The sequence below is a fragment of the Chitinibacter sp. FCG-7 genome (assembly GCF_040047665.1).
GTDB lineage: Bacteria > Pseudomonadota > Gammaproteobacteria > Burkholderiales > Chitinibacteraceae > Chitinibacter > Chitinibacter mangrovi.
This window is the reverse complement of record NZ_CP157355.1, coordinates 2846130-2868973: the sequence shown is the minus strand read 5'-3', so window position 1 is coordinate 2868973 and position 22844 is coordinate 2846130. Positions and strand designations below refer to the sequence as shown.

General features: G+C 48.6%; 21 protein-coding genes and 1 pseudogene. 14 read left to right on the top strand and 8 right to left on the bottom strand.

Annotated elements, in window-relative coordinates; genetic code table 11:
- Window positions 1–115: 115 nt before the first annotated feature.
- A complete protein-coding gene (locus tag ABHF33_RS13545; RefSeq protein WP_157669949.1) occupies window positions 116–415 on the bottom strand; it encodes a hypothetical protein in 300 nt (99 codons plus the stop codon).
- Window positions 416–608: 193 nt separating this feature from the next.
- On the opposite strand from ABHF33_RS13545, the gene glmS reads away from it, so the two are divergent.
- On the top strand, window positions 609–2444 hold the full coding sequence (gene glmS / locus ABHF33_RS13540; RefSeq protein WP_348944440.1) for a glutamine--fructose-6-phosphate transaminase (isomerizing): 1836 nt from the start codon (window positions 609–611) through the stop codon (window positions 2442–2444).
- Window positions 2445–2685: 241 nt separating this feature from the next.
- Here glmS and ABHF33_RS13535 read toward each other — a convergent pair whose 3' ends face one another.
- A complete protein-coding gene (locus ABHF33_RS13535) occupies window positions 2686–3429 on the bottom strand; it encodes a hypothetical protein (protein ID WP_348944439.1) in 744 nt (247 codons plus the stop codon).
- A 121-nt stretch (window positions 3430–3550) separates the two neighbouring features.
- Between ABHF33_RS13535 and istA the strand changes: the two genes are divergently transcribed.
- The 4 genes from istA (at window position 3551) to ABHF33_RS13515 (ending at window position 8270) form a co-directional block, all read left to right on the top strand.
- Entirely contained in the window at window positions 3551–5089 is a 1539-nt protein-coding gene (gene istA / locus ABHF33_RS13530) for an IS21 family transposase (RefSeq protein WP_348944438.1), read from the top strand.
- Window positions 5082–5882 carry an IS21-like element helper ATPase IstB gene (gene istB / locus ABHF33_RS13525; protein ID WP_348944437.1) on the top strand — a complete coding sequence of 267 codons (801 nt, stop codon included), beginning with the start codon at window positions 5082–5084 and terminating at the stop codon, window positions 5880–5882. The genes istA and istB overlap by 8 nt, the downstream gene beginning before the upstream one ends.
- A gap of 622 nt (window positions 5883–6504) precedes the next feature.
- The gene (locus ABHF33_RS13520; RefSeq protein WP_348944436.1) at window positions 6505–7125 is read left to right on the top strand and encodes a tetratricopeptide repeat protein; all 621 of its coding nucleotides are present in this window, start codon (window positions 6505–6507) and stop codon (window positions 7123–7125) included.
- Window positions 7125–8270, top strand: coding sequence for a TPM domain-containing protein (locus tag ABHF33_RS13515; protein ID WP_348944435.1), 1146 nt, complete (start codon window positions 7125–7127; stop codon window positions 8268–8270). The genes ABHF33_RS13520 and ABHF33_RS13515 overlap by 1 nt, the downstream gene beginning before the upstream one ends.
- Before the next feature lie 101 nt (window positions 8271–8371).
- Here ABHF33_RS13515 and ABHF33_RS13510 read toward each other — a convergent pair whose 3' ends face one another.
- The 4 genes from ABHF33_RS13510 to ABHF33_RS13495 form a co-directional block, all read right to left on the bottom strand.
- Window positions 8372–8878, bottom strand: a complete 507-nt coding sequence (locus ABHF33_RS13510; RefSeq protein ID WP_348944434.1) for a TPM domain-containing protein — start codon at window positions 8876–8878, stop codon at window positions 8372–8374.
- Window positions 8878–9306 carry a hypothetical protein gene (locus ABHF33_RS13505; RefSeq protein WP_348944433.1) on the bottom strand — a complete coding sequence of 143 codons (429 nt, stop codon included), beginning with the start codon at window positions 9304–9306 and terminating at the stop codon, window positions 8878–8880. The genes ABHF33_RS13510 and ABHF33_RS13505 overlap by 1 nt, the downstream gene beginning before the upstream one ends.
- A gap of 50 nt (window positions 9307–9356) precedes the next feature.
- The gene (locus tag ABHF33_RS13500; protein ID WP_348944432.1) at window positions 9357–9611 is read right to left on the bottom strand and encodes a TPM domain-containing protein; all 255 of its coding nucleotides are present in this window, start codon (window positions 9609–9611) and stop codon (window positions 9357–9359) included.
- Window positions 9612–9724: 113 nt separating this feature from the next.
- On the bottom strand, window positions 9725–10318 hold the full coding sequence (locus ABHF33_RS13495; protein WP_348944431.1) for a LemA family protein: 594 nt from the start codon (window positions 10316–10318) through the stop codon (window positions 9725–9727).
- Window positions 10319–10633: 315 nt separating this feature from the next.
- On the opposite strand from ABHF33_RS13495, the gene ABHF33_RS13490 reads away from it, so the two are divergent.
- The 5 genes from ABHF33_RS13490 (at window position 10634) to ABHF33_RS13470 (ending at window position 17781) form a co-directional block, all read left to right on the top strand.
- Complete coding sequence (locus ABHF33_RS13490) at window positions 10634–10891, top strand: hypothetical protein (RefSeq protein ID WP_348944430.1); 258 nt, start codon at window positions 10634–10636, stop codon at window positions 10889–10891.
- A gap of 799 nt (window positions 10892–11690) precedes the next feature.
- Entirely contained in the window at window positions 11691–13481 is a 1791-nt protein-coding gene (locus ABHF33_RS13485; protein WP_348944429.1) for a DEAD/DEAH box helicase, read from the top strand.
- Window positions 13475–14398: an AAA domain-containing protein gene (locus ABHF33_RS13480; protein ID WP_348944428.1), complete on the top strand. Its 924-nt coding sequence runs from the start codon at window positions 13475–13477 to the stop codon at window positions 14396–14398. Before ABHF33_RS13485 ends, ABHF33_RS13480 begins: the two co-directional genes overlap by 7 nt.
- Window positions 14399–14865: 467 nt before the next feature.
- Entirely contained in the window at window positions 14866–17199 is a 2334-nt protein-coding gene (locus tag ABHF33_RS13475; RefSeq protein WP_348944427.1) for a hypothetical protein, read from the top strand.
- A gap of 264 nt (window positions 17200–17463) precedes the next feature.
- Window positions 17464–17781, top strand: a complete 318-nt coding sequence (locus tag ABHF33_RS13470) for a hypothetical protein (protein ID WP_348944426.1) — start codon at window positions 17464–17466, stop codon at window positions 17779–17781.
- A gap of 150 nt (window positions 17782–17931) precedes the next feature.
- Here ABHF33_RS13470 and ABHF33_RS13465 read toward each other — a convergent pair whose 3' ends face one another.
- Window positions 17932–18270: a YegP family protein gene (locus ABHF33_RS13465; protein ID WP_348944425.1), complete on the bottom strand. Its 339-nt coding sequence runs from the start codon at window positions 18268–18270 to the stop codon at window positions 17932–17934.
- A gap of 836 nt (window positions 18271–19106) precedes the next feature.
- Here ABHF33_RS13465 and ABHF33_RS13460 point away from each other — a divergent pair.
- The 4 genes from ABHF33_RS13460 to ABHF33_RS13445 all read left to right on the top strand — a co-directional run bounded on the left by ABHF33_RS13460 (window position 19107) and on the right by ABHF33_RS13445 (window position 21788).
- A complete protein-coding gene (locus tag ABHF33_RS13460; RefSeq protein WP_348944424.1) occupies window positions 19107–19262 on the top strand; it encodes a hypothetical protein in 156 nt (51 codons plus the stop codon).
- 266 nt (window positions 19263–19528) lie between these two features.
- On the top strand, window positions 19529–20101 hold the full coding sequence (locus tag ABHF33_RS13455; protein ID WP_348944423.1) for a hypothetical protein: 573 nt from the start codon (window positions 19529–19531) through the stop codon (window positions 20099–20101).
- Window positions 20101–21039 carry a DUF2157 domain-containing protein gene (locus tag ABHF33_RS13450; RefSeq protein ID WP_348944422.1) on the top strand — a complete coding sequence of 313 codons (939 nt, stop codon included), beginning with the start codon at window positions 20101–20103 and terminating at the stop codon, window positions 21037–21039. Before ABHF33_RS13455 ends, ABHF33_RS13450 begins: the two co-directional genes overlap by 1 nt.
- Window positions 21040–21416: 377 nt before the next feature.
- Window positions 21417–21788 (top strand): hypothetical protein, encoded by a 372-nt coding sequence (locus ABHF33_RS13445; RefSeq protein ID WP_348944421.1) that lies wholly within the window; start codon window positions 21417–21419, stop codon window positions 21786–21788.
- Here the strand turns inward: ABHF33_RS13445 and ABHF33_RS13440 are convergent.
- A pseudogene (locus ABHF33_RS13440) lies at window positions 21781–22738 on the bottom strand (IS1595 family transposase). The gene ABHF33_RS13445 and the pseudogene ABHF33_RS13440 sit on opposite strands and share 8 nt — an antisense overlap.
- Between the last annotated feature and the right edge of the window lie 106 nt (window positions 22739–22844).

The following is a 22844-nucleotide window of genomic DNA, read 5'->3' as shown; positions in this document are numbered from 1 at the left end:
CCAAGGCACTCAGCATGCCTTTGATTGAACTGTAAATGGCAATTGATACAGCAAATAGCCACAAACCATATGGTTTGTGGCTATTCAGATTGAAGATGGGTGGGTAATAACAGCTTCAGCGTCCCTGATTCGCTGTCATTTTGGCGCGATAGACCAAAAGCCCCATTATCTGCGAAATATCCAGACGGGTTTGGGGCGCATCAACCCGACCATAACGATCAGCCAGCGCCTCGTGTACCTCACAAGCCAGATTAAATAGCATGGCTTTTTCGGCTTCTGGTGCCCGGCTTAAATATTGATTGATTTCATCAACGATTTGATCGGCCAATTCTTCTGGGTAAATTGCTTTGGCCGTCAGAATTCGATCAAGCAAGCGCACTCCAATGACGCCTAGACTTAATAATTGAATGGCCATATCAAGCTCCAACCCGCATAAACCTTTAATTCAATGTAGTGAGCCAGCTAGGCATTGATAGCGCCATCCGTCAAACGGTCAAGACCCACTAAAGCACTTGCGCTCTGCTTATAAGGTGTTTTGTTTAGGGACACCAGCAGGCAACTCGCCTACAGTTCGGGCGTTGCACTGCATCAATTAAGGATCTTGGCTTATGTGTGGAATTGTTGGCGCTATCTCGACTCGAAATGTTGTACCCATGCTGCTGGAAGGTTTGGCGCGATTGGAATATCGCGGCTACGACTCCAGTGGTCTTGCCATTATTGATCATGTCGATGGAACGCCCTATTTGCAGCGAATCCGGGTGGCTGGACGTGTAGCCGATCTGGCGCAAAAAGCATCAACTGCAAATGGCTACATAGGCATTGCCCATACGCGCTGGGCAACGCATGGAGCCCCCACCGAAGCAAACGCACACCCCCATCTGGGTGGAGAAAGCGTCATGGTGGTGCACAACGGCATTATTGAGAATTTTGCCGAACTCAAAGCAGCGCTGATCGGCGACGGGTTTGCTTTCAGCTCAGATACCGATACTGAAGTCATCGCCCATTTAATTGCGCAACAATCCAAAACTACGCCTGATTTTTTCGGTGCAGTTCGTTTGGCCATACAAAAACTCAAAGGCGCATTCGCAATTGGCGTGCTCGATCTGGCCCACCCGACTGAAGTCATTTGTGCCCGCCAAGGTAGCCCTCTGGTCATAGGTCTGGGTTTTCAGGAAAGTTTTTTTGCCTCCGATATCGCCGCTTTGCTCCCTCTGACGCAGAAAATGATTTATCTCGAAGAAGGCGATATGGCGCTGCTGGATGCGAGCGGCATCCGGATTTGGGATCACGCAGGGCAACCGAGCGAACGCCAGACGCGCACGCTGGATGTGTGCAGTGATTCGGCCGAACTTGGTCCTTATCGCCATTACATGCAAAAAGAAATCTTCGAGCAACCCGTCGCGCTGGCCAACACGCTGAACCAGGCCCTCAGTCTGGGGTTTAAACCTGAATTGTTTGGCGACACTGCGGCTGATATTTTCAGCCGGGCCAGTGCAGTGCGGATTATTGCCTGCGGCTCAAGTTATCACGCTGGGCTAGTCGCCAGATACTGGATAGAGGCATATACCGGTATGCCAGTCAGCGTGGACATCGCCAGCGAATACCGCTATAGCCAAGGCCTTGAACAGCAAGGCACGCTGATTATTGCCATTTCGCAATCGGGTGAAACTGCTGACTTGCTGGCTGCCATCAGAAATGCCAAGGAACGCGGCGACGTGAAAATCCTAGCCCTGTGCAATGTGGCCCATTCCACGCTGACCCGTGAAGCCGATCTGGTTCTGCTTACCCAAGCCGGAATTGAAATTGGCGTCGCCTCCACCAAGGCCTTTACCACGCAATTGGCTGCACTTTATGTCTTGGCCGGCAGTTTGGCGCAGGCACGGCAAACCCTGGATGTGACGCAGCTTGCCGAGCTGGCCAATTGGCTACCACGCCTACCAGCGATGATCACTGCGGTACTGGCACAGGAAGCCGAAATGGAAGGCTGGGCGCAAGCCCTGAGCCACTTCCAGCATGCGCTCTATCTGGGCCGCAACACCTTGTTCCCTATTGCACTGGAAGGTGCACTCAAGCTGAAGGAAATCGCCTACATTCACGCCGAGGGTTATGCTGCAGGCGAGCTCAAACACGGCCCGTTGGCTCTGGTGGATGAAAACATGCCCGCGATTGTGTGTGCTGCCAATGATGCCTTGTTTGAAAAATTAATGTCGAACTTGCGCGAGGTAGAAGCACGCGGAGGGCAAATTTTCCTGATCGCCGAGCCCGGCTGCGAAGCCGCACTACCCTACGTCAAATCAGCCTTGATTTTGCCAATGAACACCGGCCCACTCGCACCGATTGTTTTCAGCATACCTTTGCAACTCTTGGCCTATCATACAGCGCATCGCAAAGGCACTGATGTAGACAAACCTAGAAACCTCGCCAAATCGGTGACTGTCGAATGAGGTTCATTATTATTTCAACTACTATTTCAACCTATTAAAGTCGTGAATTAGCAATTAAAGTCGTGAAATGTTTAATATAGTCGTGAAATTGAACCCAATAAAAATGCCCTTTGCAGCGAAGGGGTATTTTTAAAGTCGTGGCTAAAGCTTACAAATATGCTCTTTATCGTAATAAAAGCGCGTAGCTTAGAGTGCGGATCAGTCTGGCAACTCCTTTGACTAGTTCTTCATTGCTTTTGGTTCAATTGGCAAAACATACTGTCGGCAGATTTTGTTGCGTCTTCGTAAAGAATCGCTGTTCTCCGCCCTGAGCAATCATTTTCAGTACCTTCGCCATGCTCACTCCAGCATTTCGCACTAGACTTTCCAGTTGCGACAAGGGAACGCCAAATACTGTAGCGGACTCAATTAATGATTTTTGCTCCAGATAAAAAGCGCTCGCCGCTTGTAACAAATTAGGGTGGCTCCTACCACCAAAGTTTGGCAAACCAAGCGCTTGTAATCGATTGCGAACCACAAAGTCATTGATCTTTGGGAACAGCTCCGTGGTCGCTCGATAATCGCCATTTGACGCGGCATAGTGTTTGGGTAATTCGTTTTTGGGAATGCGGATCGATTGGCGACTACTGACCACTTGCTCTTCTTCATCAGTGGCTTCAAGCGCCAGCATAGCTTGATCATATGTTTCAAATAAGGCGCTTGCGGCAAGCAAATAGGCAACTGAAGTTGATGAACTCTTATAGCAATAGAGCACACCATCAATCGAATTTAAGATCTTACCTTCAGACTTTGCTGCGAGTTTAGGCATGACGGCCTGCAACCACTCACGCCCAAATTTTGAAATGACGAGATCACTGAGCAAGGCGTGCTTAACTTTGCCAGCATAGGTTTGCAAACCTAATTCAGTCGCCTTCTTTTTAAAGTTCATGGCAATTGGACGCACAGCCAATGGCTTAGGACGCTCTAGAAATGCTTGAGCAAGCAAGAGATAATGTTGTCGCCGACCGAAAATTGACCCACTTTAGCTAGTTGTGCCGATCCAAAATTGACCCAGGTGTTCTACTTGTTCTGCTTAATTCTTAGGCAGAGGCTAAAAGGTGATCACCATGGAAATGATTGGCAAAATCCGCAGGATGTTTTTTCGCGATAAGTTATCGCTGCACGAAATTTCTAAGCGTACCGGTCTGGCGCGCAACACCATCCGCACCTGGGTTCGCAAGCCCGCTTCAAAGGCAGAGCCTCGTTACATCCGGCAACCCAAGCCCGGTAAACTCACTCCGTATTGCGCTACTTTAGAACAAGCCCTTAAAGCTGATTCCTTTCGTGCCAAGCACAATCGGCGTACTGGCAAAGCATTGTTCGAGCAGATTCAGGCCGAAGGCTATACCGGTAGCTATAGTCGCGTGACGGATTTCATTCGCGAATGGCGAGGTAAAGCCGGTAAAACGTCTCAGGGGTTTGTGCCATTACAATTTGCGCTGGGTGAAGCGTTTCAATTTGATTGGAGCGAGGAGAATCTGGTGATTGGCGGTCTCTATCGCAAGATTCAGGTGGCTCACCTTAAACTCTGCGCTAGTCGTGCCTTCTGGTTGGTGGCCTATCCCAGCCAAGGGTATGAAATGTTGTTCGATGCACATGCCAGATCGTTTGCTGCATTGGGTGGTGTGCCGCGACGCGGCATTTACGACAATATGAAAACCGCAGTCGACAAGGTCTTGAAGGGCAAAGGCCGGATCGTCAATGCGCGCTTTGCGGTGATGTGCGCACATTATCTATTTGATCCCGATTTCTGCAATGTGGCTTCAGGGTGGGAGAAAGGCGTCGTCGAGAAGAATGTTCAGGATAGTCGGCGGCGAATCTGGATTGAAGCCCAAAGCATTAAATTCAGCACCTTTGAGGCGTTGAATGCGTGGCTTGGCGAACGTTGTCGGGCGTTGTGGGCAGAACTGCCGCATCCAGAGTTCAAGGGGCTCAGCATCGCAGAAATGCTGGAGCAAGAAAGGCTGGAGATGATGCCGATGCCAACGCCGTTTGATGGCTACGTAGAACAATTGGCGCGCGTTTCCAGTACTTGCTTAGTGTCGATTGCCCGTAACCGTTACTCGGTGCCCTGCGAATGGGCACGCCATCGCGTTAGTGTGCGACTGTATCCGACGCAGGTCGTCATTGTGGCCAATGATGACATCGTTGCCAGTCATGCTCGCCTGACGGGCAAGCAGCAGGTGAGCTTTGATTGGCAGCATTACATTCCGTTGATTGGGCGTAAACCGGGCGCATTACGCAACGGCGCGCCCTTTGCCGATATGCCCGAACCCTTGTTGCGACTCAAGCGAGGCCTGCTCAAACGCGATGGCGGTGACCGAGTGATGGCACAGGTGCTCGCGACAGTCCCCGTTGCGGGGCTAGATGCGGTGCTGGTCGCAGTGGAACTGGTGTTGGAATCTGGCGTACTCAGTATTGAACACATTCTGAATATCGTCGCGCGCTTGAATGATCCGCCCACCGCTGAATCGGCGCAAACCCAGCTGCAACTACTCGAAGCACCGCAAGCCAATACCGAGCGTTATGACCAACTGCGCGATACCGATGAGTTAACCTCAGCCGGCACTGAAGTAGTGACACATGAAGGGGTTCATCATGCGTGACATCACTGCAGAACTCAAAGCCTTGCGTTTGCATGGCATGGCTGGTGCCTGGGTGGATTTAAAAGCCCAAGGTGGCCTAGGTATTGATACCTCCAGTTGGCTGATCGAGCATTTACTTCAAGCTGAAAACACCGACCGAGGTATGCGCTCGATCCAGCATCAGATGAGTGCGGCCAAATTCCCTGTGCATCGCGATCTGGCTGGATTTGACTTCAGTGCCACCAAATTAGATCAAGCATTAGTTGGCCAATTAGCCACGCTGGCCTTCACTGAAACAGCACAAAACGCCGTCTTTATTGGTGGGCCAGGTACCGGAAAAACGCATCTGGCGACGGCGATCACGATTGCAGGCATCACGCGTCATGGCAAAAGAGCCCGTTTCTACTCGACAGTGGACTTGGTCAATTTGCTTGAAAAGGAAAAGCGTGAAGGTAAAGCAGGACGGATTGCGCTGAGTTTGATGCGGGTTGATGTGGTGATACTGGACGAGCTGGGCTACCTGCCATTCAGCCAAGCTGGGGGTGCTTTGCTGTTTCATTTGCTCAGCAAGCTATATGAACACACTAGCGTGATCATCACGACTAACCTGAACTTCTCGGAATGGTCGAGTGTATTTGGCGATGCCAAGATGACGACCGCGCTCTTGGATCGACTCACTCATCATTGCCACATTGTAGAAACGGGCAATGAGTCTTACCGCTTCCAGCACAGCAATATGGTGGCGAAATCGAAAATCAAACAAAGGGAGCAAAGCAGAAAGGAAGAACTAACGGCAGAACCTGAGCAGTTCTAAAGCGAAGGTGATGATGAAAAATAGCGGGCGGGCCGTTCGCTATTTGCTAGACTTATCCACAGTTGCTCGATGAAAAAGCAACGCCCCGGCCTGGGTCAAAATTCGATCGGCAGGATGGGTCAAATTTCAATCGGCGCGAACACCGGTGCCTTTATGCCAAGTGCAGTGAAGTTAGTAACGAAGTCCTGTCCAGGCACCTGAAAGTTGGATTGGTACCTATTTCCCGAAGCCGTCTGGGCCGTAACTAGCATTCGAGAGATTCGAGCTTTCATTGCATCAAGATTATCAAGCGTCATGTTCTAGCCAAGTTTTTTCTTAGTCTCAGGCAACTCAAGCAATAACGCAAGTTCATAGGAATACAGCAACTATGTAATGACTGAATCGCCCAAGCTTTTGTAGAGAAATTTGAGTGTCGGCTATGGCTGAGCAGCACAAGCATGCCCCAGGAAAACGAAAGGCCGCTAACCATCCGGTTGCCACCTTCATTACTTTTGATTTGTGCGAGTGTTCTTCGGCCAAAGCGGACATTCTCTGCAGTTTCACAACAAAGCAGCCCAGAATTATGCATCGCTAGCAATCTTGTAATACGCTGTCATTTTACGATGATACCTTTTAGGGCCTCATGAATCGCACAGCCTCATTCCTTTTGCTCATCGCCAGTGCTTTATTTGTTTCGCAAATTGCAAGCGCCAAATTAACTGAACAGCAGGCTAATAACTTGTACGCCAATGCACAAGAAGGCGACAAAAGTTCATTTGACACTTTGCTAGCTGAGGCAAAGCGTGGCGATGCCTTTGCTCAAAATAAAATCGGCAACTTAGCACGAGGATACGATAATGCGGCTGCCATTGCTTGGTATCGCAAATCAGCCGATCAAGGTTATGCCAACGCCCAATACAACATGGGGCTCTGTTACTACAATGGATTTGGCACTGCAATCAACTACACAGAGGCTGCCAGCTGGTATCAAAAATCAGTAGCGCAAGGCTATGACAAGGCACAGTACAACTTAGGCACCATGTATAAAAGTGGCAAAGGTGTGCCCCAAGACTTGGCTAAAGCATTGAGCTTGTATCGCAAAGCTGCCGAACAAGGAAATATGCATGCGCAAAGTGCTCTGGGATTTCATTACTTGACGGGACAAGGAATTGAAGTCAATTCTGCTTTGGGAGAGAGCTGGATTAAAAAAGCAGCAGCGCAAGGCGAGGAGCGTGCCTTGAAATACTTAGCAAAAAACAGATAATGAATCGCGGCATTCTATATGGCTTGGGGTTATGTACCGTTTCATTATCGCCGCTGTGGTTTTGGCATAATCAACAAGAGTCCAATCCAGTCAACTTCGTTTCTGCGTCAACACCAATCGCAGCGCAGGCCCAGTTGCCTTTAAATTCCCACATTATCGATCAAGCAAATTTTATCCCGTCAGGCGACATACCGCGCTTTGAGCAGTATATGGGCTGGATTTTGCGTGAATCAGGCATTGATGTGCGCATGGTGTTTTTACCCAGCACAGGGAATAAACCCATTGAGACTCAGGCCGTGGATCTGATGTCACAATTACAGATTGGCAAGCAAACCGGCCAACAGCGCGGCATTTTGTTATTGTACGACGTGCAAAATCAACGGCTTAAAATTGAAGTGGGATATGGACTAGAAGCAGTTTTTCCAGATGTATTTGTTAATTACCTAGTACAAAAGCACACGAAAACATTCTTTGCGTCAGGAGATGCATCGTTAGGTTTACGGTTAATGTTACGTCTACTGCAGCATCGGATTCGCGAGGCCGTAATTGGAAATGATTTCGATCCGCGTACTATCAGCAAAGCTAGCGAATTGGCGCACCTTTCTGGAGGCGCAGGGGTTAATGCGGCGCTTACACTTGGCACGACAGAAAGCACGCCTGTAGCCCTACCAGACAGTGAAGCAGCATTTCCAGCCGAAAAATCGCCAACAAGCACTTATCAGACTTATCTGGCTTGGTTATCAAACTGGCCACTGAATCCAAACGCCGATTTCCTAACCCCAGAGTCACGCCAATATTTAGCATCATTGCCGAGTAGTCCGGCTTACGCGGAATATATTTTTCTGAGTGAGTATGGCAAGCAATTCAAGGTTGTCGAGCGTGGCGACCTAGCATTGCTTTATTTCACCAACACACCTTTTGTATCGCCGCACTTCTTTATAAAAGTTGATGGTACTTGGCATATGGACTTGATGGCCGAGGTGCGTAATACCCGTGAGCATACTGGCGGTGAATACACATGGGCATATTATGGCGACCAAGATAAATACACATATGCCTTTCATGATTTACTCATCACACTGAAAGGCTACCGACGTTTCCAAGATGGAGACAATCGGCCTTTAGTTATTCGTGGCGATCGTTAATCTAGCAGCAAACGTAATATGTTCTCGCAAAAGAGCGGCAACTCTATTGCTCATAGGTATGTTGATACAAGCCTTATTTCGAGAGATTTCTAGCTATATACCTAGGCGATAATTACGGGCTCATTGGATAGTTCATCGGGATTGGCCTGGGTGCATGCTAATGGGAAGTGTTGTTGCAGCAATTGCCCCAGCGCTTTCAATGCCTCAGTTAAGCCCGCTTCGGCTTGCGATGCAGCCAGATGGTTTTGTAGCTGCTGGCAAATCTGATCCCATTGCTTTTGGGGTACACAAGCAGCAATCCCGCGATCGGCGACGAGTTCGATTTTGCGTTCAGCCAGTAGCAAATACAACACCATGCCGGTATTGCACTCGGTATCCCATACGCGCAAATCAGAAAACCATTGCACCGCGCGTTCGCGCGCGCTAAGCCCCTTCCATGCCAGTAAAAGCGGCAGGCGTGCTTCGATGACAAGACGAATTTCGCAGCGATGACCGAGCTCGGATTGGCTGATCACCTGTGTAAGGCGCGAACTCATTTCGCCATTAAGTTGCTGACGAAAAGGGTTGCGTTTTAGATGCTGCCAGCAGCGCGAGAATTTTGTTGTCATTACCATCGTCCTGAAGCGCCGCCACCACCAAAGCTACCACCGCCGCCGCTAAATCCACCACCGCCCCCAAAGCCGCCGCCACCGAGGCTGCTACCCCCCGATGAAATACCGCCACTTTTGGTGCTGACAATCAGGCCGATGAATGCGCCTAGTCCAACTGCAAATAGCACACTCAAACCAAAATACAGCAAGCCTAAAGCGGCAATGATACTGGTGCTCGCGAAACTGATTAAAAAGCCAAATACGCGGCGCAGAATACCACCCAGCACGAGCAGCGGAAGCAGCAAAATAAATGGTAGTTGGCTGTCGATTTGCGATACAGGCTGAGCACTTGCCTCGGGCAGTGCCTCGCCTTGAATCACTGCGCTGATTTGGTCTACGCCCGCATTGACGCCACCGACGAAGTTGCCCGCCTTAAAGGCCGGCAATATCGTGTCACGAATAATCCGGCTGGCAATCGCATCGGGCAGCGCACCTTCTAAGCCACGGTACCGACTTCGATCCGTACCGTTCTATCGTCCTTCGCAATTAGCAATAGCACGCCATCATCAATACCTTTGCGCCCCAGTTGCCATGCTTCGACGACGCGGATGCTGTATTGCTCAATGCTTTCCTCGCCGGTGCTCGGGATGATCAGTACAGCAAACTGGCTGCCCTTGCTTTGCTCAAGTGCGCGTAATTTTGCGTTTAACTCGTTTTGCTCAGGTTCGGACAGTGTCCCGCTCAAATCCATGACCTGCGTTTGCAATCGAGGTATTTCCACCGTCGATGCAAGGCAACAAATAGAGAGTATCAGGCCGGAAAGCAACATTAACAAGCGATGCAACGGCATACCCGAATAGGGCATTATTTTTTCTCGCTAGTGAAATCAACGCTTGGTGCGTTGGAAATTGCTTTTTCGTTTTCGACTTTAAAGTTGGGCTTGGGATTTAAGTCAAACATCTTGGCCGTGAGATTGGTAGGAAATGAACGGGCGGTAGTGTTAAAGGTTCTCACTGATTCGATATAGCGATTACGGGCGACGGTGATGCGATTTTCCGTGCCTTCTAATTGCGCGCTTAAATCGAGAAAATTCTGGTTAGCTTTTAAGTCGGGGTATTTTTCAACGACGACCATCAGCCGCGACAACGCCGAAGTCATTCCCGCTTGGGCTTGCTGAAATTGGGCCAGCGCGGCTTCATCTTTAGCCAGTTCGGGCGTGATTTGCATGCCACTCACCTTAGCGCGCGCTTCGGTGACTTCAATCAGCACTTTTTCTTCATGCGCAGCGTAGCCTTTAACCACATTGACCAAATTGGGCACTAAATCAGCACGGCGCTGATATTGATTTAATACTTCAGACCACGCGGCATTCACATTCTCATCTTGTGCTTGCAAAGTGTTATATCCGCAGCCGGTGAGTGTACTGCTGAGTAAAGCGAGCAAGAGTAGGCGTTTCATAGTGAATACCATTGGTATAAAGATGGCTAGCATGATGCCGTAGAGTCATATTAATGACAATACACTGACTTTTATCATTCCCAGGGCGAAATAAAAATACCGCCAATGAATCGACCCTAGTCTCGTAGCTGGTTTTGTCCGCTATGGCCGAACAGCGCGGGTATAAATCCAAAGATGAAGGCCGCAACAGATGGTTTGCGGCATTTGTTTTTTAAAGCTTCGGCATCGACACTTCGGCCTTAGCCGCCATTCGTGTATTTCTGTAACGACATCGGATATCATTAAGAAATAGCTCAATACATCGATGGCACCCGAATGTTCGACGAAAACGATCTGATCAATTCTCCTTTGACGCAAAAATACACATCCAATGGGAAGACTGTGGAAATATGCATTTATCGCATGCCGGATACTGGTTGGACTTTGGAAGTTGTAGATCAGTACAATAATTCCACGGTCTGGGATGGAGAATTCGAAACGGATCAACAAGCTCTCGATTGTTTCTTTCGTGAAATCCAGCAAGACGGTATTGAAGCAATGATTGGATCCGCACCAGGGACATATTTGCATTGATTCAGTTTAAGCTGAATATTGCTGCTAATTTTTTGGCAGAAAAGGCCGCAAACCATCAGGTTGCGGCCTTCATTATTTTGGTTTTGTGTCTGAGCTTCTCGGCCTTAGCGGACAAAAACCGTCAACCAACCTGGAGCGATTCAGCCATGCGTCGCACCAGCATTCCTGCTCAAAAATAGCTGGACCACTCCGCATTGCCGAGCTTTTTGTTGCCAATTGCTCATCCACATTCCGATTTACTGGGGTATTTGACCGTTGGATAGTTAAAATCTTTCATTCTTATTACGAAATATTCATTGCAATGAATATTTGCCCACTAATTATTTCAATCGCACTCGCTTGTGGGGCGGTATCCGTACGCACTACACCCAGCGACGCTGAAATCAAAAAGCTAATCATCCAAGAATCCATCAACAACTAAAGCGGCTCTTGCCCCTGTCTCTACAACACGGATCGAGCTGGCCGCAGTTGCGGGAAGCGTAGCGCCTACAGCCGTGCAGGTGGCTATGAAACAATTTGCTACGACAAAGATGTCACACCAGAAATGATCAACGCTTGGCGTAAATAGCACTTCGAGGCAATGAATGAACGGTTCTTCCTATAGGTTTATCTGCTGATATTTGGCTCCAGAGCAGCTGCAAGCCGCAAGGTTACTGCCTTCATCATTTGTGCCCCATGCCTGTTGGCTAGCACTGCCAATTAATGGATAACTTGAATTATATCCTTGCAAAAAAATTCAGATGCAAGACCTAAGGGAATGACCAAAAGGAATTTCCACGTTTAAATACACAAGGCTCATATGGTTTCCATCTATGTCAATGGCGAAGATAAGACTGCTCAAATCAGTGATTGGACAATTGCTTGGAGTACGAAGTACGAAGCCTTGCAACTAACTTGCCATTTCCCATCCAAGAAAACCTTCACGCGTCCGCTCAGTGAATGCCAAGTGCTTCCCACTCATGAACTAGCTGAGATGTTGCTAACAAAACGTGGCAGCACAATTGTCCAACCAATTGAAAAAGCGACGATTTATGGCGACCGATATGCTGCCGTGTACTTTCCGGAGAATACCAAACCCTACATTTACAAATTGGACGATATTGATTTCCTTAAGCCGACGCAAATGAAAGAATCGTCGGTGTTTCGCTATTTAGCGGATGTGGCGAACGCCCGGAAGAGCCGCGCAGGTACGGAGAACCAACTATCGATTGCTGCCAATGTCGTTCGCCAGCTGGACAAGCTGCCCGCCAGCTCAAGCACCGCCTTGTATGCCTATTGCACAGCAAAGAATGGCAAACAGGCTTCGAGTGAAGGGCTGATCTATCCATTTGGTTTAAATGAAAGTCAGCTTGCAGCGGTCGAACGTGCTTTCAGCGCACAAATCAGTGTAATTGAAGGTCCACCTGGAACCGGCAAAACACAAACCATTCTGAACATCCTCGCTAATATTCTACTGCGTGGAAAAACGGTCGCCGTGCTGTCCAACAATAATGCGGCAGTAGAGAACGTTTACGAAAAACTGAAAAAATGCAGCTTAGATCACTTGGTCGCCAAACTCGGAAACAAGGATAACCAAAAAGATTTCTTTGCCAATCTACCTCCTTGGCCTTCGGCAGCGCCCGACCCTGCACCAGCCATGGAAGAAATCCAGACGATACTGGGACAATTGAAGCAGCTTTTGCGCGACCATAACGCGGCAGCGCAACTGAGAGCTGAAATTGATGAGCTAAACATTGAGCGGAGCTACCTGCAACAATGGCAAGAAGACTACGGGGAATCTATTTCCGCATCTCTGGACAAATACGGACTATCGCCACGCAAAACCGCGGACTTGATGGCTTACTTATCCTACCTTGGCGAACGGCGCGTTCGGCTTAAGGATCGCCTTGAATTGCTGTTCAACTTCAAGATTTTCCGCACCAAACCTTTCGCACAAAACGAGGAGCGCCTGTCCTTCTTCCATGCTCTTCAGATGCACTTCTATGACAAAGCACTGGAGAACAAGGAGACCGCTCTACAGGCTTATCTCGAGTCGTTAGCGCGTGGAAATTTTGCCACCTTGCTAGAGGAATTGACGACGAAATCGATGCGTTACCTGAGGCAGCATCTGCATGAACAGGTCCGGACGCCGGAGACCTTCGATGCGAAAACGTACAAAAAACACTTCGACGCGTTTGTGCACCGCTTCCCTATCATCGGCAGCAGTACACACTCCATCGTCAATTCGATAGCGCCAGGGGCAGTCCTCGATTACGTCATCATCGACGAAGCCTCGCAGCAGGACATCGTGCCTGGTATTCTAGCGTTGGGCTGCGCAAAAAACCTGATCGTTGTCGGAGACAGTCGGCAGTTGGCACATATCCCTATCACTCTGGGTCTTCCGGCCCCCGAGGATGTTTATGACTGCGAACGATATAGCCTGCTTGATTCATGCATTGGGGTGTTCAAAGGTGCTCTACCTAAAACTTTGCTGAAAGAACACTATCGCTGCCACCCCAAAATCATCCAATTTTGTAACCAGCAGTTCTACGACAATGCCTTAGTACCGATGACTCAGGACAACGGTGAAGCCCCCTACGGCTATTGCTAACTGCCAAAGGCAATCACGCACGAAAAAACATCAATCAGAGGGAGCTAGAGTCCTTACGCAAGGCACTCGATGATGAAGGCGAATCCATCGAGCTGAACGAGGACAGTAGAGGATTTATCTCTCCCTTCAGGGCACAGGTCACGCTCTCTGGGGCACACTTGCCCTCAGATTTCGTCAAGGACACAGTGCACAAATTCCAAGGTTGGGAGTGCAACGAAATTGTTTTCTCCACTGTGCTGGACAAGAAACGCCACAATCAGGAACGGCTAGGTTTTGTCGATGATCCGCGCATGGTCAATGTAGCAGTGTCGCGAGCCAAGAATCGATTCACCCTAGTCACGGGCGACGAGGTATTCACTGCAAACAACGGTCATATCGCGGCCTTGATACGCTACGTCGAGTATTACGCCCAAGACGGGCAGATTGTGCGCGCACCCGTAGTGTCGGCATTTGATCTGTTGTACCAAGAGTATGATGAGTCTTTGGCACGACTTCACGCCCAGCTACGTTCAGAAGACTCACGTTTCAAATCCGAGCAAATTGTGGCACAACTGCTCCGGGATGCTTTGTCCAAAGCTTCGTACGGTGCACTAACGTGTCACACCCAGATCCGGCTGAATCAGATCGCCTCATCAATCAACCCAGCCTTGACGAAAGATGAGCTGAATTTCATGCACAACCGCGCTAGCTGCGATTTCGTGCTGTATTTCAGGGTGGGTAAAACCCCGTTAGGCGTGATTGAAGTCGATGGCGGCTCGCACGATAGACCAGAGCAGGTGGCACGAGACAACTTGAAGAACAGCATTCTGGCGAAAAGTAATATTCACATTTTGCGCCTGCGTACCGTCGAAAGCAGCATCGAAGAAAAAATCGACGGATTTCTCGCCCAGTGGGCGAGCTCCGTGGCAAGCGTGTGAACACGGTAAGCGAAGTGGAGAATATCCAGATTTTGTGTGAACCGGAGATTGCTCACCATTACTAATCTTTGCAAAAGTAGATTCATTTTTCGAAAGTTTAGACCACTGATCTACAAGGGAATTTCCACAATAAAAATAACTTTACTTACCAAAAGGTTAGTAAGTTGAAGACAGCTTTGACCAAATAGCTCAGCTGCAAAACCAAAGTGATGAAGGCCGCAACCTGATGGTTTGCGGCCTTTCGTTTTGACGCATCGGCATCGACACCTCGGCCAAAGCAGACAAAACCGTCTACGATCCTAAATGAAGCTTTCGGACAGAATCATTCTGAACTATTGATCCGGCCCTTTAAAGTTTGAATTCTGCGGAGGCTGGTTTGCCCGCAATGCCTTGTTAATCGAGGGCAAGTCTGCTCGACGACTTAAAACATCAGAGGGCCGGATCAATAAATTGAGCCGTATGAGTTCATGACATCGATCAGATCAGAGGTAAAAATGAATTGCGCGTCAAGATTGAAACGCTCGATAGGATTCGACTTTCTTACTACCTGCCTGCTCTTGATAAGTGGCTGCACAACAATACAGCCTGCCAAAGATGGGTGGGCTGAAAGACCTACAGGCGAAAAAATATTCGTACCCAGAGGGGTTGCAGAGGTCTCGGAGCAGTCCTTTCGTCAAGCAGTCAAAGAGCCAGATTGGGTAAACGCACCCACAAATCGAATTGGTTTGGCCTTGTCAGGAGGCGGCTCTAAAGCAGGTTCCTTTAGCATGGGCGTACTCGCTGGACTGGATGATCTTGATTACTTTGCGCCAAGCAAAAATAAGGCTGAGCAGAAGCCAAAAGTTGCTTTTATTAGTAGCGTCTCTGGTGGAAGTTATGCGGCCTATTTTCTCTTCCAAAAAATTATCACAAACCAATTGCTAAATGATGATTTAAACAAATCACATAATGGCACTACTCTAAATTCCCTGTTTCAGGATGGGGTAACTTATACGCATTTACATGAAAAAAAAGGGGAGGTATTCGATCCACAATTACGGAGGATCATTCCTATGGGGAAGCCAGACTTGGGTAACAGCATAGACGATTCAGAAGGTGGTTTACTGAACCGCTATCAGTCTGTCGTTCGTTGCGCTCAAGATATTTTAATCCCAGGAAGATGTGCCGATGATGTAACGTCAAAAGATAGTGCTCGTACATGGACAAGTAATGCCAGCATGTTGCTACCAACCTTGCTTACGGCTCCAGCTCACCATTTATTCAACAGTGTCTTTGATACAGGCATTAATGTGGCACCAACACGGATTGTATATGAGCGAGGCATAGGTCTGACTTACGGCAGTACGCCACTTCCGACTTATTCACCTCCAAATCCCCCAGGTAAGTTCATTTCTGCGCGCTTGCCGTGCCCCAAAACGGATCAGCACACAGCATTAAAAATGACCAATTGTCATGTCAATGATCGCGGCGAATTGGATCCAAATTCAATTGATTTTCCAACTTTGAATACGGCATGGTCTGAACTGGGTGAAAACGGCAGTGATGAGCTTCCTTTCTGGGTTATCCAAGCGACTGCAACCAAATATCGTAGCCTTGGCGGCTGGCTAGCGAAGATGGAGCGCGACGCATTCATTGATTCATTTGAATTTACACCTCTATCATTTGGCTCGCGACGCTATGGTTTCGTGCCAAAGGCTTATGACTCAATGACAGTGTTGGATGCGGTTGTTTCATCCGCTGCATTTTTTGATGCCAATCAGCAGGTTTACCGAAAACGATGGCAGTCATTCCCGTTGGGTGTTGTCCAACACACATTCAACCTCAATTGGGGAAAGGATATTCCCAATTACAATGTGTCCGATTCACGCCGGAATATACACAGACTGCTCCCGCTACCCATCGCATGGCTCGACTCTGTTGTGGATAATGCATCGTTGCCTGAGTATGAACATGATCGAAATAGATCAGCTTTTATTCGTCTAATTGATGGGGGTAGCTCGGAAAATACGGCAGCCATATCTGCTCTTCGTCGTGGTTTAAAAACGCTGATTATTGTTGATGCCGCTGAGGATCGTGACGGCCAGTTTGCGGATCTCTGCTTTCTCAAACACAGCTTGGAAAAACTCGACAAAAGCGATGTGCCAATACTGCTCCCTCATGCCCAAAAGGCTCAAGAGGTCCACTTATATGTGCCTGTTCTCCAAGAGTTTTCTGAGCACTGCAACGACGTACGTGAAGGCGGAGATTCATTCTATGATTTGCAGGCTGAAAAGAAGTCGCAGACACCCGCGATTCTGGCCTGTTTGATGGCTGGCAAGGAAAATAAATCCTGCACAGGGGAAGATGTACTTACTCGTATTTTGGTTATAAAACCCTCAGTGGATTTTGATCGTGTTAAACAAGAATGGCCCAGCCTTGAAGACGAAGCGCCGATAGGTTTGAAGCGTTGCGTTCAGAACCACACACTTTATACCGCCAACTCTTCCAATGAAGATTGCGCAAAAACTGGTAGCATAGCGTGCCGTCAGGCATTGCCTTGTGAAGTGGCGCGATTACTATTTAACTATGGCGCGAAAGGAATGAAAGAGCATTTTCCCCAAACTACAACCGTGGCAACTACCGGTAATTCAAGTCCAACTTTATATGCCTCATATCGAGAGCTCGCACGACAAATCGTAGTAAATTCACGTACGGCAGTTGAGGCAGCGGCACAGTCGGATGGCATGGAATTTGAACGTCTCTTAGTTGAGCAAGAAAATCATCCATGGGTCAGGTTTAAAACGTATAAACCCAGCCACTAATCAGCTGCTGCGAACATTCGCTGTCAGCATACCGAGCGAGACTGGCAAGGGGGCACTGTTCGAATCAGTCCCCGATTTTGACTTGGACCAACAAGACAATGCTGCCGGTGGTTTGGTAAAACATGTCGCAAGTTCTGTCTGCGACAGGCTTAGATTGAACTGTCTTTAGTCTGGTAGCCAATTCTGAGTTTCGCAAAAATGCCCGCTATGGCCGAGCAGTACTAGAACTCACCACAAATAACTAAGGCCGCAACCTGATGGTTTGTGGCCGTTCGTTTTTCAGCCTTTGAATTCGACGCCTCGGCCAAAGCGGCCACCGAGGAATTGCAGAGGCAACTTAACCTAGTTAGGGAAGTGGCTACACTGGAAAGCAGCAAAGCCGAAATAGCCAACACCATCATTGCGATCTTATACGGCAAAATTGAATCCTTGCAAAACCAAATCCAATTGCAAAAATACGAATTGGATGCCGCTCCGCAAAAAGCCAAGACCGCACTAAGTAGTCTCTTGGAACTAATTAGAAAAGCACTGGCCTTGTACTACTGTAAGGCCAACCAACATAAGCCTTCTCATCAAGGTTAAGCCGGAAGTTTTCCAGTCAGTTACGCAACACTGCTTACAAGCAGCCGCTGAATTACGTGGGCGACAAAGCCGAATTAGTAAATGAACTGGGTCGTGACCAATCGAGGAGAATGAATTCCGGCGATCTGGCCACGATGCTTTTTTAGGCTGTTATGCTTGGTCGTGAATCACGGTTGTTGGGCCATTCAACTTCACAGAATTGATCCCCGCATCGCGACTTGCTTCAGAGGTATAGTTTTCGCTACGGCCAATGACTTGACCATTGGCGGCTTTCAGCACGAACGAATAGGGCTGGCTTGCCACTGATTTTTTGCGCTCATAACGGCTTTCAAGCGGGCTATTGATCTGGCAAGATGCAATACCATCTTTGGCACCTTGCTTAGTTGTGTAATTCTCGCTCGTTAGAATGACTTGATTATTATCCGCACGAAGCACGAAATGATACGGCTGAGCTGCGGTGGATTTCTTGATGATGTAATGGCCTGGCATACCAACTCCTTAGTTTGAAGGCGCTGCATCAATGTGAATGACAGCTTTTTCTTAGATGGGGCTGTCAATTAAACAATCAAGACACGCAAGCAAGATAGGCAGTCTTGAGATTTTAATGGGTAGTGCTCATCGTTTATTCGCTAAAACGAACGACTGAATCGCCCCCTGTTTCGTCGACAATTTTGTCCGCCTAGGCCGAGGTGTCGGTGCTGAAGCAAAAAAAAGTAAGGCCGCAAACCATCAGGTAGCGGCTTTCATTATTTTTGGCTCAGGCCATCGTTGTCCGGCCATAACGGCCACTGATGTGCTTTGCTTCATCTACTGAGTGAGCCAAAATTACCTTTCAGAGCAGGCTTTGCCATGACCACGTGACGAGGTGTAACTAGGCATGCCAGCAAGCACCGCTATCCAATCAGCGAAACTGGCGGTCCTTTACAAGATACTCATCGGAATCATGCAGCAACCTGTTTTGCTCCAGATAAACCAGCCTTAGTGGATAGTCAAAACTTCTTTGTCAATGCCAGAAAACTGTGTGCTACTACAGCGATCATGCATGCTGTATGCAATAACCATTACACGAAGCATGGCCATTTCTAGTTTGCACTATAATTACGTGAGGCCTTCCATTCGGGCGAAGCCATATTAAACGATTGGATTTTTTCTTTTCTAGTAGCGGTTAAGTAGTGTTGCGTAACTGACTGGAAAACTTCCGGCTTAACCTTGATGAGAAGGCTTATGTTGGTTGGCCTTACAGTAGTACAAGGCCAGTGCTTTTCTAATTAGTTCCAAGAGACTACTTATTAAGGATTACCCATAATGGTCTGCGCAAAATTTCGATGGCAATGCCAATCGAAATCAATTCAAAGATTGCGCTACAGCTCGGTGGCTGCTTTGGCCGAGTAGCCAAGTTCTGGCAACGCAAAGATGAAGGCCGCAACCTGATGGTGAGCTGCCTCTCATTTTTCAATCATCCGCATCGACACTCGGCCTAAACCGCAACCTTGTAGAATTGATGCGAATGGCGGTTTTCATAGCTAATCAGGCAGCGGTTATCACTCAAGAGCTTCTTACGTGAACCTTTTGTTCTTTTAGTGTTGAAGGGCTAATATCAACCAAGATCAGCTGGCGCCTACATGAATAAATGATTCGGTATAGAAATCATCAACAGGAGTGGCTGGCGATATAAAAACGCACTTCTAAAGCTGTTTCAGCTCAGGAACACCACATGGCTGCCAAGAATTTTTTCAAAGACAATTTTGTGCTGATCGTCGGATTGACCTTGCCGGTACTATTGATGATCGGCTTCATGGTCGCTAGCGCCTTGCCTGCCTCAGGTGATCCGCCGAAATACAGCCTTGTCTTTAGCATTAACGATTACCGCAATAATCAGTCGATGCCCGTCTCGGTTAATCTAGTCGTAAAAAACGGAGTGCTGATGGCGCAGTATTCCAAGCAAAAGGACGGCAATAACAATTATGGTGCCTACTGGCGCAAGCTCTATCTTTTCGATGCCAAGACACAACGAGTACGCGAGCTGGAGTTTGGTTTACCCAAAACTGTAGATCAAATCACCGGCACGCTAGAAGAGCCGGTCGAGGCCACAAAAGAAATAAAACTGTCGACCGAGCTGAAATCGCCAGATGGCTACGAACTGAGTGACAGCTATTACCATCACGGTGGATTGTTCAACGAAGTCTTCTTTGGCTGGGGGCGCAATTCAAGCGGTACCACCATTACCAATGGTTCACGCAATGTAAAATTGTCGCCAGACGATGGCCGCACCTATTTTTACAATGGGCAGGCACAATTTATTGGCTGGGTAACTCCATAATGGCGAACCGACACGATGCGTTAGATGACATCATCAGATTGATGAAAAGTCACGGGATAACGATTGATGAAATTGCGACGGCTCTGCTGGGGAACTCCGAAGCCAAGGCGAAGCAGAATAGCAGCATCCTCGCACGCCTGTTCGGATATATCGGCGGACTATTCATTATTTCGGGCATGACTTATTTCATTGGCATGCAGTGGGATGAAATGAGTACGTTACCGCGAATTTTAACTACGCTCGGCTCGGGCTTCTGTCTCTTTATCATGGCCATCACCTGTACGATGCGTGATAGCCTTGAAAAGGCCGCGACACCATTATTCCTGCTGGCGGCGCTATTAGAACCGACTGGTATTCTGGTGACGCTCAGCGAATTTTCGCGTGGCGGAAATCCTGCGCATGGCATGCTGTTTATGTGTTGCGTCATGGCGATACAGCAAGGCTTTACGTTTTGGGCCAAAGATCGTACTGTGCTGGCGCTGACCACGCTCTTCTTCGGCTCCTTCTTCTTCGCCATTGCCTTCGACTTGATGCACATCGACGCGAACCTCATCGGCATTGTTATGGGACTGTCGCTAACCTGCATCGGTTGGAGCCTTGGCAGATCCAAGCACCAGTCGATAGCACCGATCTGTTATCTCCTAGGGCCGATCATATTCCTCTGTGCGATGGGGGATTGGTTGTACAAAACACCGTTTGAAATCCTGTTCCTCGGCCTTGCCTGCGGCACCATTTTCCTGTCGACCGTGGTTCGCTCGGGCACTCTGTTGGCAGTGGGAACACTGGCGACGCTGGGTTATGTCGGCTATTTCATGGATAAGCATTTTTCCGACAGCCTTGCAGGCCCTATCGGCCTGATGCTGCTAGGCGTGATGCTGATTGGTGCGGGAGTGCTAGCTGTGAGGATCAACAACAAATACATCAAGCAAAAGATGTAGCCGCTCACCGTCCGTTTTGGCCGAGTAGTCAAGTTATAGCGCAGCAAAGGCGAAGGCCGCTACCTGATGGAATGCGGTCTTTCTTTTTTCGGATATCAGCACTGGCAACTCGGCCAAAGCGGTCTGTCGATCACATTGGTGTCATTGCCTGCAACCGGCAGCAAAGCCGACATTCAAATAGCTTGTGTGGGTGTGCAATCCCTCACGCAGCACATCCAGCAAGTGTGGCTCAGCAATCCCATCTGGCTGTGCACTTTTAGGCATAAGCGACCCCACATGCTTGAGAAATAGTGCAAAAAACACATAGCATGACGCTTTGTACACACAGACAATCGAAATATACATACGCTCCGTGTGTATATTTCTACGTTAACCCTATGCCCAAACTGACAGAGCAATCACGAGCACCAAAACTCATCGGCGATTTCGGCGAGGGTTTGGTTACATATGCCCTAATTAAGGGTGGTTATGAGGTAGCGCACGTTGATCATGTCGGCGCTGATCTCATCGCTGAAAAAAAAGGTGCACGAATTGCCGTTTCAGTGAAAACCAGAAATAGAAATACAGAAACACATGAGAGTGACATGGTAGTTATTACTCATGACAACATCAAAAAACTAGAATTCTTTGCAAGTCAATTTGGTGGTATGGAGCCTGTTTTTGCTCAAGTTATTTGCCATGCCAAGCTTAACTGTATTCATCTATTCATGATTAAGGTAAAAGACATAAAGCAATACCTGATTAGGTAGTCACCTCAGCTTTCTTACGCAGCCAGCGTTCGGTTTTTGGTTCGCAAGTTACGATACGCCGTGAGTAAGTGCAGGGGCAAGGTGTCCAGTCGAAAGCGGCGATTGAACCGGTAGGCAATCGCTGCTAAATACCGATCCGCATATTTACTAAATGCGAATGCATGATACGTCCCCGATAAGCTGGTTTTTACATTCCCCAGTACCGTATTGATCCAGTGAAACATCGGCAAATCTTTCGGTTTCCTACCGCCAGCCACATACGGCTGGTGAGTACAGCCCACTTCGCTGACCGCTGTGAAGCAATACAAGCCATCAGAAATCACCTGCGTACCCGGCGTTAAACACGCCTTCGCCCATTCGATGATGGCTTGCTGACTAAACCCAGCCACTGGCGTGAGCTTGAGATAGATGGGGTGCTGCTGTTCATCCAGCGAAACCGCCGCCACAAAGGGCACTTTATTTTCCGAACCTCGCCCAACTTTGCCGCCTGAGCGCTCGCCGCCTAGATAGGCGTCATCGATTTGCACCGTGCCACTGAGCGTATAGGCTGAATCTCGTTGTTGCATGGCCTGCATGATTTTATGTTGCATCAACCAAGCAGTGCGGTAATTGATGCCGAGCTGCCGTTTCAGTGCCAAGGCCGACAAACCAGTTTTGGCTTCACCAATCAAATACAGCGCCAGAAACCAGATCCGCAGTGGTAGCAAGGTTTTTTGCAGCAAGGTGCCTGCGGTGAGCGAGGTTTGTTTGCGACAAGCGGCACATTGGAACAGCGGATGAGTGCGGCCCTGAATGCGATAGCAGGCGGTATGCTGGCAATGTGGGCAGCGAAACCCTTGTGGCCATCGGGCCCGTTCCAGCGCGGTACGGCACTGATCTTCGGTAGCAAATTGACGATGAAACTCGGGGAGCGATAAACCGGGTTGGAACTGAATGCGATTCATAGCCATGATGTCGACTCCTGATAGGCGCTACATACTGTCAGTATGATTCAGCAAATCAATGTTTGCTGAGATGGCTACCTAATCAGGAAGCAATATATGCATGAGGCGCAGC